The following is a 12024-nucleotide window of genomic DNA, read 5'->3' as shown; positions in this document are numbered from 1 at the left end:
TGATGACCGTGGGATAACCGTGAAAGTTTCGACGGGGCTACGGACGGCAACCTCGATAAACACCGCATAACAAAATGTGGGAGCGGGCTTGCTCGCGAAGAGGGAGTGTCAGTCGACATTACTGCAGCTGACACACCGCTTTCGCGAGCAAGCCCGCTCCCACAGGGTTTAGTGGCTGACGGCGATGCGGGTTGAGCCCTCGGCATAGACCGGTCCGAGGCGATCAAGACGACCACTCCAAGCCGTCAGCGCCAATGCCACCAACACCACCAGCCCGCCAATCCAAGCCGTGTGGATCAGGCCCATGTGCGCAACGATCAAGCCACCACCCCACGCGCCGCCGGCGATGCCAAGGTTGAACGCGGCGATGTTCAGCCCCGAGGCCACATCCACAGCCTGCGGGGTGTGATGTTCGGCCTGGCGCACTACGTAAACCTGCAGCCCCGGCACGTTGCCGAACGCCACTGCGCCCCAGACCAGCACGGTGGCCAGCGCCAGCCATGGGTTGCCGGCGGTAAAAGTCAGCACGAACAGTACGGCAGCGAGCAGGGCGAAGATGATTTTCAGGGCGCTGATCGGGCCGCGTTTGTCCGCCAGTTTGCCGCCCCAGATGTTGCCGACGGCCACCGAGATGCCATAGACCAGCAACACCAGGCTGACGGTGCCGGCACTGAAGCCGGAAATGTCCTGAAGAATCGGCGCCAGGAAGGTGAAGGCGATGAACGAGCCGCCGTAGCCGACCGCAGTCATGGCGTACACCAGCAGCAGGCGTGGTTGCTTGAGCACCTGCAATTGCTGCAACAGCGAAGCGGGTTTGCTGTGGGCGATGTTTTTCGGCACATAAAGCAGACTGCCAATAAAGGCGATCACACCCAAGGCGGACACGGCGAGGAAGGTTTCACGCCAGCCGAAATGCTGACCGATGAAGGTTCCCAGCGGTACGCCGGTGACCAGCGCCACAGTCAGGCCGGTAAACATGATCGCAATCGCGCTGGCGGCTTTTTCCTTCGGCACCAGGCTGGTGGCGATGGTCGAGCCAATCGAGAAAAACACCCCGTGGGCCAGGCCGGTGACGATTCGCGCAATGATCAGAGACTCGTAGCTGGGGGCTTTCCACGCCAGCAGGTTGCCCAGGGTGAACAGCACCATCAGCGACAACAGCAACAATTTGCGCGGGACTTTGCCTGTCAGGGCGGTCAGCACCGGGGCGCCAATGGCAACACCCAGTGCGTAAAGACTGACCAGCAGGCCGGCGGACGGCAGGCTGACGCCGAGGTCGGCACCGATGGTGGGTAACAGGCCAACGATGACGAACTCGGTCGTCCCGATGGCGAAGGCGCTGAGGGTCAGCGCGAGCAAGGCAATGGGCATGACTGCAACTCCGGTGGGTTTGATTGATGGAGCGCAGTGTCGGGGTTTGGGTTGTGCGGAAAAATAGAGGGGTGGGCATTTGATATTTGCGTGCCGGTCAAATATCGCGCTGACAAATGAAACCCTGTGGCGAGGGAGCTTGCTCCCGCTCGGCTGCGCAGCAGCCGCAAAGCCTTACAGCGCGGTGTACCTGTGGAGCTCGGGTTTGCAGGTTTTTGGGGGCGCTTCGCACCCCAGCGGGAGCAAGCTCCCTCGCCACAGGGGGATGTGCTGGCTGTTATCTCGCGGTGAAAACCGAACTTGCCCGCCATTTCCCGATCAGTTCCTTACAGACCCTTCCCAAGGAGCTTCCCGTTTTGCTCAAGTTCAAGACCGCGATACTACTGGGGGCGTTGCTGTTTCTGGGCAGCAACGAGTTGGAAGCCGCCGCGCTGCCGGGTGTTCCCGCCGCTGCCGAGGAGCCCGCTGCGCCGGAGCCGTTGGTCCAGGGTGGTCTGCTCGGAGCGATCAGTTCCAGCATCGACGACGTTCAGGACAAGCTCGACCTCAACGAAGACCTGGTCGACGCCTGGCGCCTGCGGGCCGATCGGGCGGCGAACGAAGTGGACAAACTGGTCAATCGACCCTCGAGCCGTTCAGGTTGGAGCGTGATTGGGGACTTCCTGATGTTGTCCGGCGTCTGGCTCGGCACCTTTGCCTTGCTCACCGTACTCGGCGGGATCCTCGCCAAGCGTTTAAACCAGGGCCGCTTTCTGCGAACCCGCCAGCGCAGTCAGGATCTGCTCAATTATGTGCTGCCTTACACGCTCCCGGCGCTGATATGCCTGCCCTTGACCCTGTACGTCAGCCATTTCCTGCCCGCCTCGGTAGGCCGGGCGCTGGCGCTGTGTTTCGCCTATGCCACCAGCAGCGGTATTTTCTCGACCTCGATGCTGCTCTGCGTGATTGTCATGTTCAACACCGGCCACAAGCGCACGGCGGTGCAGATCATTCGCGATTTCTGCCCACGACCGCTGTTCCTGATCGGCTTTCTCGCCGCGCTCAGTGATGCGTTGACCAGCCCGCAAATCGCCCGGCAACTGGGCGGCAACATCACCAGCAGCGCTGCAGTGCTGACCGGGTTTTTCGTTTCGATCATTTTCGGATTTTTGGTGATTCGACTAAGGCGCCCGGTCGCGCATCTGATCCGTAACCGGCCACTGGCCCAGCGCCTCAAACAGCCGTCGCTTCAAGAATCCCTGCGGATCTTTTCCGGGCTCTGGTACTGGCCGATCCTGCTGATGGTGATGGTCTCGGCGATCAACCTGCTCGGCGTGGGCGATGACAATCAGAAAGCCCTGCGCTGTGCGTTGTTCACCACCATCCTGCTGATCGCCACGGTGTTCCTCAGCACGATTTTCCAGCACATGTTCAAGTCGCGTCAGGTCGCCGCGATCCAGCACAGCAGCGCCTACAAAGAGCGCTTTCTCAGTCTGCTGCATGCGTTGCTGCGCATCGTCATGGCCGTTGCCTTCATCGAAATCCTCGGTCGGATCTGGGGCGTGTCGCTTTTCGAATTCGCCGAGCAGAACTCGGTAGGGCGGGCGATCAGTGAGTCGTTGAGCAGCATGGGGCTGATCTTTCTGGTGACCTGGTTGCTGTGGGTGGTGCTCGATACGGCAATCCAGGAAGCGCTGAAACCACCGGTCAACAAACGCACGGCGCAACCGAGTACGCGAGTCAAAACCATCCTGCCGCTGTTGCGCAACGCGATCAAAATCATCCTGGTGGTGATCTGCGCGATCACCACCATGGCTAACCTGGGGATCAACGTCGCGCCGTTGCTGGCGGGTGCCGGGGTGGTCGGCCTGGCCATCGGTTTCGGTTCGCAGCAATTGGTGCAGGACGTCATCACCGGGTTGTTCATCATCATCGAAGACACCCTGTCGATTGGCGACTGGGTGGTGCTCGACTCCGGCCACGCCGGCACGGTCGAGGGCCTGACCATCCGCACTTTGCGCCTGCGCGACGGCAAGGGGTTTGTCCATTCGGTGCCGTTCGGGCAGATCAAGGCCGTGACCAACCAATCACGGCAATTCGCCTATGCGTTTTTCTCGGTGCAGTTCACCTATGACACCGATGTCGACAAAGCCATCGAGTTGATTCGCGAAGCGGGGGATTCGATCCGTGAGGACGCGTTTCTCAAGTACAACCTGCAAGGGCCGCTGGACGTGTTCGGGGTCGACAAAATGGACCTCAACGGCGTGGTGCTGACAGCGCAGTTCCGCACGGTGTCGGGCGGGCAATATGCGGTGAGCCGGGCGTTTAACCAGCGCTTGAAGAAGCTTGTGGATAACAGCCCGTGGGTGCATTTCGCGCAGACTTATCCACAGCAGGTTTTGATGCCGAAACATGCGATGGCAGATGATGGGCCGCTGGCCGAAAATTCGCCGGTGATGCTGCCGGATCAGCCTCGCACTCAATAGTTTGCGTTGTTACTACTGGCCTCATCGCGGGCAAGCCCGCTCCCACATGTTTTTCGGTGAATTCAGATCTTATTAACAACAGAGATCATTGTGGGAGCGGGCTTGCCCGCGATGAGGCCCGTCCAGACAACCTCAATGCCGGGTCAGTTTGTTGTGCAATTCAGCAGTCATTTGCTGATCCAGCTCCACCCAATAAACCTGCTTGCCGGCGATTTCGGCGGCAGCCGGAAGACCATCCCGATACACCAACCGATTACTCGCCAACGCCGGCACTTTTGCCCCGGGCAATAACGTCCCGGCAAGGTTCAGCGGATCAACCCCGCACACCGCAATCAGACTTCCGTCATGCGGCCGGCGCCGGACTTCGCGCAGCAATGGAATGGCCTCAGGCAACGCAAACTGCTCCCCGGCCAACCCACTGACAAACCGCCCACCGCGAATTTCCCCTCGCGCCTCCAGCCGATGGAATGTGCGCAGCAACTCGCGCCAGCTCGGCAACCAATCCGCTTCCCGTTCCAGCAAGCGCCAGAACACCACGCCGTAGCGCCGAAGCAAGGTCATGGCGATGTGTTCCAGGGTGTCGCTCGGCGTCGGCGCCGGGCGTTTGTTATCCACAACCGACGCGGCGGGACCGCGTCGTAGCAAAGCCCAGCGTCCGGCATCGTCCATCCCGCCGACAAACGCCCCGCGCCCGCGTCGGCTGCTGCGATTCTGGCGCTTGCTGGCCGGGGTGATCAGCGCTCGCAGTCCGGCGAAACTGTCGGCGTTCACCAGCCCGGCGCCGACCAGTTCCTGCAAGGCGATTTCCAGCTCAGTGCGCAGCAGATGTGCCTCATGAATCAACTCATCAAAAAACAGTGCGCCGTGCTGGCTAAGTGCTTCGTAGACTTTTTGCGTCTTGGGCGACAGTTCGCTGACCGGAGTTTGCTCGGTCAGGCTGCTCCACAACCCGACCTGGCTGCGCGGCAGTAACAGAATTGGCGTGCTGCGCAGCGCCGTGCTGGCGCTCTTGTTGCGTGCGGTCAGGCGCGTCCAGACCAGTTTGCCGCTGCGACACAGGTCGTCCAGCCAACTCGCCGAATAGCCTTTGATCCTCATCGGCAAGATGTCGCTGTCCCAAGCTGACGCGGCGGCGGGGTAGCCTTCGAACTGCGCGACGATGGCGGACAAGACCGCGCTGCCCTGGCCTTGAGTCGCGGCGGACAGGTGCTGCCAATCAAACAGAAAGCGCATGAAATCCTGCAACGATACGGGCTCGATTTCCCGCCGCAGACGCTTGACCGTGTAGCGATGAATCCGCGCCAGCAGATGCCGTTCGCACCATTCATCCTCAGTGGCGCCCGGAGTGAATTGACCGCGCAGCACATAACCTTCGCGCTCCAGTTGCGCCAGCGCTTGGGTGACTTCAATGGCCGGCAATCCCAACGGTTCGGCAATCGCTTTTAACGGCAGTGGACCAAACGCGCTGAGCCGCGCGCGAATCACTTCCAACACCGCTTCATCCGACTCCCAGACTTCATCGAAACCTGGCCGCGCCTCCAGCGGTGGCAGCAACGTTGCCTGTGGATAAATCGCCCGCAGACAGGTCAGGCGTTCCAACGCCAACCACAGCGATTGCCCGGCATTGAGTCGCAAGCGGCTGGCGCGGCCGCTTTCAGCGAGGGCGTTCAGCCAGTCCAGCCAATGCGCATTGGCCTTCGCCTCGGCATCGGAGATGCATGCCAGGCTCATCAAGGCCTCATGCATTTCATCGACGCTCGTGGGCGTTGGCCAGGCTTCGTCGCGTACCGCTTGAATCGCTTCGGCGTCCAGAGCACCGAGGTCGTCGGTGGACTGCGGATCGGTCCAGCGACGGTTGAGCACCGCTTGGGTGCGGCGTTCTTCCAGCGGTGCATCGTCGAGAAAGGTGTAGGGCCGGGCGCTGAGGATTTCCGCTGCCAGTGGCGAGGGCGCCGGCAAATCACGGCTGATCAGCCGGACATCGCCGCTTTCCATACGCCGCAACAACGCCAGCCAACCTTCGCTGTCCATGGCTTCGTGCAGGCAATCGTCGAGGGTTTGTTCCACCAGCGGATGCTCGGGCACGTCGCGTTCGCCGGCGAGGTTTTCCACGCAGGCGATCTGATCGGGAAATACGCTGGCGATCAGGTCTTCGCTTTTCATGCGCTGGATCTGCGGCGCGACTTTGCGCCCGCCCGTGTAACGCGGCAACGCCAGGGCAACCCCGGCGTTCCAGCGCCAGCGCACGCCAAACAGCGGCGCATCGAGTATTGCCTGGATCAGCAGGTGCTCGGCGGTGTTGCTGTGCACGTAGCGCCAGACGTCGTCGAGTTCGAAGCTGTGGCTGGTGGACAGCGACAGCACAATCGCGTCTTCGCTGGCGGCGGCCTGCAATTCGAAGTTGAACGTGCGGCAGAACCGCTTGCGCAAGGCCAGCCCCCAGGCGCGGTTGATGCGACTGCCGAACGGCGAGTGGATGATCAGTTGCGTGCCGCCGGACTCGTCGAAAAAACGCTCCATCAGCAAGGTGTCTTGTGACGGCAGCGCGCCCAATGTCAGGCGCGCCCGGGCCAGGTAATCCACCAGTTGTTCGGCGCTGGCGAGGTTCAGGCCGAGGGTGTCGGTCAGCCAGTCGATGGCCGGTTGCAAGTTGCCCGGTGTGGCGCCGAGCAGTTCGTCGAGCTGCGCTTGCAGGCGCGCCACGGCGAACGACAATTCTGCGCTGCGTCCCGGCGCTTCACCGAGCCAGAACGGAATGGTCGGCGGCTGGCCCTGGGCGTCTTCGACCCGGACCTTGCCGGTGTCGACGCGCAGGATTCGATACGACGTATTTCCCAGCTGGAAGATGTCTCCGGCGATACTTTCCACCGCAAAGTCTTCGTTGACGCTGCCAATGTTCAGCTCTTGAGGTTCGAGCAGCACGCTGTAATCGGCGTTGTCCGGAATCGTTCCGCCGCTGGTCACGGCCGTCAGTTTGCTGCCCCGGCGACCGCGCAACGTACGGGTCACGGCGTCGCGGTGCAGGTAGGCGCTGCGGATCCCCTGACGACCGTTGTAACCCTCGGCGAGCATGTGCAGCAGCGCCTGGTAATGTTTTTCGTCGAGTTCGGCGTAAGGCGAGGCTTTGCGGAACATCTCCAGCAACGCCTGCTCCTGCCATTCCTGGCAGCTGACTTCGGCGATGATTTGCTGCGCCAACACATCCAGCGGCGCCTTGGGAATCTGCAAAGTGTCGAGTTCGCCACGGCGCACGCAGTCGAGCAGGGCGGCGCATTCGATCAAATCATCGCGGGTGGTGGCGAACAAACGACCTTTGGGCGTGCCGCCGACCTGGTGCCCGGAGCGGCCGACCCGTTGCAGAAACCCGGCAATCGAGCGCGGCGAGGCGATCTGGCACACCAGGTCGACGTCGCCAATATCGATCCCCAGTTCCAGCGAGGCTGTGGCGATCAGCACTTGCAGGTCGCCGCGCTTGAGCCGTTGCTCCGCGTCGAGACGAAACTCCTTGGCCAGGCTGCCGTGGTGCGCGGCGACGGCCTCTTTGCCGAGGCGTTCGCTCAAATGCCGGCTCAGGCGCTCGGCCAGGCGCCGGGTGTTGACGAAAATCAGCGTGGTGCGGTGTTCGCGGGCGAGGGCGGCGAGCCTGTCGTAGACCAGTTCCCAGACATCGTTGGCCATCACGGCGGACAGCGGCACCGGCGGCACTTCGATGTCCAGATCCCGCGGGCGGGCGTGACCGATGTCGATGATTTCGCACGCTCGATCACGGCCAACAAGGAAGCGCGAGACCGCTTCAATGGGTTTTTGCGTGGCAGACAGGCCTATGCGCATCAGCGGGACCGCGCACAGCGCCTGCAAGCGTTCGAGGCTCAGGGCCAAATGGCTGCCGCGTTTGCTGGCGGCGATGGCGTGGATTTCGTCGACGATTACCGTGCGCGTGGTGCCGAGCATCTGCCGGCCGGAGTCGGAACCGAGCAGCACGTAAAGGGATTCCGGGGTGGTCACCAGAATATGCGGCGCTGTTCGGCGCATGGCCGAGCGGTCTTTTTGCGGCGTATCGCCGGTGCGCACGGCGGTGTTGATCTGCAATGGGGGCAGGCCCATGACGCGCAATTGCTCGGTGATGCCGGCCAGCGGGTTTTGCAGGTTGATCTGGATGTCGTTGGACAGGGCTTTGAGCGGTGAAACGTAGACCACCAGGGTTTCGTCGGGCAGCCCGCCTTCATTGTCCAGTCCGCGATGGACCAGGTCGTCGATGACCGCCAGGAAGGCCGTGAGGGTCTTGCCGGACCCGGTGGGCGCGGCGATCAGGGTTGAGCGGTGCTGGCGGATCAACGGCCACGCCCGGGCCTGGGCGGCGGTGACCGTCGGGAAGGTGTTGCTGAACCAGGCGCTGACGGCGGGGTGGAAGCCTGCCAGGGCCGCGTCCGTGGGGATGGGCAGATTCATGGGGTAATTTATGCGGGTGGGGATAGGAAGTTGCAAGTACCACTCAAGACTTGCGCCGATTTTGAGGGCCTCTTCGCGGGCAAGCCTCGCTCCTACAGATGATCGCGCTCCCTTGTAGGAGCGAGGCTTGCCCGCGAAGGGGCCGGAACAGGCACCACAAATCCCCGGGATCTACACTTTACGGATGACGGTTGCGCACTAAACCCGCAAAATGCAACGATTCCGGCAACTATCAACGACATCGCCCGTGGGCGCTGTCGATAAAGCCAATCTTCCAATCAGACTGGGCCTGCTGACTCTATGCGAATGCGCCTTATGTTACTGGGCGGCGGAAATGCCCTTGGGCAGGCGCTGATTCGCCTCGGTGCGGAGGAAGACATCGGCTTCCTCGCCCCCCGCCCACCGCAAGACGGCTGGGATGCCGCGAGCCTGACGCAACTGCTCGACGACACCCGCCCGGACGCGCTGATCAATCTCGCCTACTACTTCGACTGGTTCCAGGCGGAGACGGTCAGCGAGCAGCGTCTGGCCGGGCAGGAGCGGGCGATCGAGCGTCTGGCCGAACTGTGCCAGCATCACAACATCGTGCTGCTGCAACCGTCGAGCTATCGCGTGTTCGATGGCTCCCGGGCGACCGCCTACAGCGAAAAAGACGAACCGGTGCCGCTGGGCCTGCGCGGTCAGGCCTTGTGGCGGATCGAACAAAGCGTGCGCGCCACTTGCCCGCAACACGTGCTGCTGCGCTTCGGCTGGCTGCTCGATGACAGCCCCGACGGCACCCTCGGGCGTTTCCTCGGTCGCGCCGAACAACCTGAAGAATTGCTGATGGCCGATGACCGCCGGGGCAACCCGACACCGGTCGATGACGCGGCGCGGGTGATCATTTCGGTGCTCAAGCAACTCGATTGTGCAGCGCCGCTGTGGGGCACCTATCATTACGCCGGGCATGAGGCGACCACGCCGCTGGCGCTTGGGCAAGCGATCCTCACCGAAGCACGCGCACTGCATCCGCTCGCCATCGAAGCGCCGACCGCCCAGGCTCACGCCGCGCGCCCGGACGCCGCCGAAGAGCCGCAACACGCGGTGCTGGCCTGCAAGAAAATTCTGCACACGTTCGGGATCAAGCCTCGCGCCTGGCGTGCGGCACTCCCGGGCTTACTGGATAGGTTCTATCGCCATGGCTGACGGCCCTGTTTTAATCACCGGCGGCGCCGGTTTCATCGGCTCGCACCTGACCGATGCCTTGCTCGCCAAGGGTCATTCGGTGCGCATTCTCGATGACCTGTCCACCGGCAAACGCAGCAACCTGCCGCTGGACAACCCCAAGGTCGAACTCATCGTGGGTGACGTCGCCGATGCTGCATTGGTGGCTCAAGCAATGGTCGGTTGCAGCGCCGTGGCGCATCTGGCCGCGGTGGCTTCGGTGCAGGCATCGGTGGACGATCCGGTGAAGACTCACCGAAGCAATTTCATCGGCTCGCTGAATGTCTGCGAAGCCATGCGCCAGGCCGACGTCAAGCGAGTGCTGTACGCCTCCAGCGCGGCGGTCTATGGCAACAATGGCGAAGGCGAGTCGATCGATGAGGACACGCCCAAGGCACCGTTGACCCCGTATGCGTCGGACAAATTGGCCAGCGAGTACTACTTCGATTTCTACCGTCGCCAGCATGATCTGGAACCGGTGATTTTCCGCTTCTTCAACATCTTCGGCCCGCGTCAGGACCCGTCCTCGCCGTATTCCGGCGTGATCAGTATTTTCAGCGAACGCGCGCAGAAAGGCCTGCCGATCACCGTGTTTGGCGATGGCGAGCAGACGCGTGATTTTGTGTACGTCGAGGATTTGGTGGACTTTCTGGTGCAAGCCATCGAGCAACCGCAGGTCGAAGTGGGCGCGGTCAATGTCGGCTGGAATCAGGCGACTTCCCTCAAGCAAATGCTTGAAGCGCTGAAGGCGGTGGTCGGTCAATTGCCACCGGTGAGTTATGGCCCGGCGCGCTCTGGTGATATCCGTCATTCGCGAGCGAACAACCGGCGATTGCTGGAGCGCTTTACCTACCCTGAGCAGACACCGATGAGTGTCGGCTTGGCGCGGTTGTTGGGGCGCTGAGGTATTCGCAGCCATGAAAAAGGCGCCTTTCGGGGCGCCTTTTTTGTGGCCGGAAATGCTTCTTTGGCCGATGCAGGACCTGTGGCGAGGGAGCTTGCTCCCGCTCGACTGCGCAGCAGTCGTCATCAATCCCGGGTCTGCTTCGCAGCCCAACGGGAGCAAGCTCCCTCGCCACTAAAGCCATTCAAGTCCTTCTTAGAATTTGTAACCCAGGCCAACCATGTAGATGAACGGGTCGACATCCACATCGACCTTGGCCCGAGTGCCCGGAGCCACGGCGTTGTTTTCTACGGTCGCCGTAGTGTCGATGTCGATGTAGCGCACCTGGGCGTTGAGCATGATGTTGTCGGTGATCATGTAGTCAGCACCGACCTGAAACGCCATGCCCCAAGAGTTATCCGCCTTGAAATTGCTGAAGCCGTTGGCCTGTGCTGCGCTGCCGACGTGCTCGTCGTAGATCCAGGTGTAGTTGATGCCGGCGCCAACGTACGGCTGGAACGCGGACTTCCCGTCCAGCGGGTAGTACACAACGCTCAAGGTCGGCGGCAGGTGTTTCAGGGTGCCGAGTTTGCCGTTGGCCGCGCCCAGGGCGGTGCCTTTGATCTTCACGTCATGCTCGAATGGCGAGGCGGCCAGCAGCTCGATCCCCCAGTGGCTGTCGATCATGTAAGCGAAGTTCAGACCCAGCTGCGTGTCGCTGCCCATGGTGGCCTTGCCACCCAGGTCGGCGCCGGCCAGCGGGCCTTGATCGACCTTGACGCTGGAGCTGTCGGCTTTCGGGTTGATGGTGATTGCACCGGCACGAACGAGGATGTCGCCGGCGTCATGGGCGTAGGCGAGCGGGGCTGCGAGCGCGAGGGCGAACAGCGAAGCGCTGAGCAAGGACTTGTGCATGGAGGCTCCAAAGGACGTTAAAAATGATCGATGTCCAATGGTACGGAGGCGTCTGATACGGTCTTTTGATTCAGCTCAATGAAACAGTGATGGGGTGGTTTTTGTGGCGTTTGTGAATGCCTCATCGCTAGCAGGCTAGCTCCCACAGGGGTATGCATTCCAAATGTGGGAGCTAGCCTGCTAGCGATGACTATCGATCAAGCAACACATGACGGCCGGATTCACTCCGGCAGCTCATACACATAAATCTTGTCCGCCTCCATCTGATACCCCGTATCCGCCAGCTCACTGGTCGACGCTTTGACCTGCAACGCCCCCTCGATCCAGTACGGCTGATACAGCTCATCCAGCTTCACGCCCACTTCGCTTTTTACGTGCACGATCTGGTTCGACGGTGGTGGCGGCACGTGGATACAGGCGCCGAAATACGGCACCAGCAAAAACTCCGTGGTGCGTCCTTCCTCGCTCACTTCCAGCGGCACGATGTAGCCCGGCAAGCGAATGTTCTGACCGTCGAGGCCTTTCACCACCGGCGCATTGGGCATGTCCTGCTTGGCGGCGGGCGCCGATTCCAGTGCGCTGCTCATCTGCGACAGGTCATGCAGCGGTGTCATGTTCGGCACTTCCGGCATGGCGTCCGGCGGGATCATTTCCGACCAGGTCAGGTCTTTCGGCTCGGCCGCCCACAGTGGCAGGGCGACCAGCATCAACAGCGCAAGCAGGGCGCGGGGCATCATT

Annotated in this window: 7 protein-coding genes; 3 read left to right on the top strand and 4 right to left on the bottom strand. The window is 61.9% G+C overall.

Features of this window, described 5'->3' with window-relative positions:
* Positions 1-168: 168 nt before the first annotated feature.
* Positions 169-1371 (bottom strand): MFS transporter, encoded by a 1203-nt coding sequence (locus ACA053_RS25965; RefSeq protein WP_109635224.1) that lies wholly within the window; start codon positions 1369-1371, stop codon positions 169-171.
* A gap of 356 nt (positions 1372-1727) precedes the next feature.
* On the opposite strand from ACA053_RS25965, the gene ACA053_RS25960 reads away from it, so the two are divergent.
* Positions 1728-3836, top strand: coding sequence for a mechanosensitive ion channel family protein (locus tag ACA053_RS25960; RefSeq protein WP_497394006.1), 2109 nt, complete (start codon positions 1728-1730; stop codon positions 3834-3836).
* Positions 3837-3968: 132 nt separating this feature from the next.
* Here the strand turns inward: ACA053_RS25960 and ACA053_RS25955 are convergent, their stop codons facing one another.
* On the bottom strand, positions 3969-8285 hold the full coding sequence (locus tag ACA053_RS25955) for an Lhr family helicase (protein WP_497394005.1): 4317 nt from the start codon (positions 8283-8285) through the stop codon (positions 3969-3971).
* 300 nt (positions 8286-8585) lie between these two features.
* Here ACA053_RS25955 and ACA053_RS25950 point away from each other — a divergent pair, with 300 nt between their 5' ends.
* Positions 8586-9470 carry a sugar nucleotide-binding protein gene (locus tag ACA053_RS25950; RefSeq protein WP_109635220.1) on the top strand — a complete coding sequence of 295 codons (885 nt, stop codon included), beginning with the start codon at positions 8586-8588 and terminating at the stop codon, positions 9468-9470.
* Positions 9463-10392, top strand: a complete 930-nt coding sequence (gene pgnE, locus ACA053_RS25945; RefSeq protein ID WP_497314000.1) for a UDP-N-acetylglucosamine epimerase PgnE — start codon at positions 9463-9465, stop codon at positions 10390-10392. Before ACA053_RS25950 ends, pgnE begins: the two co-directional genes overlap by 8 nt.
* A gap of 195 nt (positions 10393-10587) precedes the next feature.
* Here pgnE and ACA053_RS25940 read toward each other — a convergent pair whose 3' ends face one another.
* Together ACA053_RS25940 and ACA053_RS25935 are read right to left on the bottom strand one after the other, a co-directional pair.
* Positions 10588-11286, bottom strand: coding sequence for an OmpW/AlkL family protein (locus tag ACA053_RS25940; RefSeq protein ID WP_109635216.1), 699 nt, complete (start codon positions 11284-11286; stop codon positions 10588-10590).
* Between the two features lie 221 nt (positions 11287-11507).
* Positions 11508-12020 (bottom strand): DUF3299 domain-containing protein, encoded by a 513-nt coding sequence (locus ACA053_RS25935; protein WP_497394004.1) that lies wholly within the window; start codon positions 12018-12020, stop codon positions 11508-11510.
* Positions 12021-12024 lie beyond the last annotated feature (4 nt).

It is taken from the genome of Pseudomonas sp. LBUM1672 (genome assembly GCF_059695655.1).
Note: the sequence above shows the minus strand (reverse complement) of the source record. Positions and strands in the feature narration are given on the sequence as shown.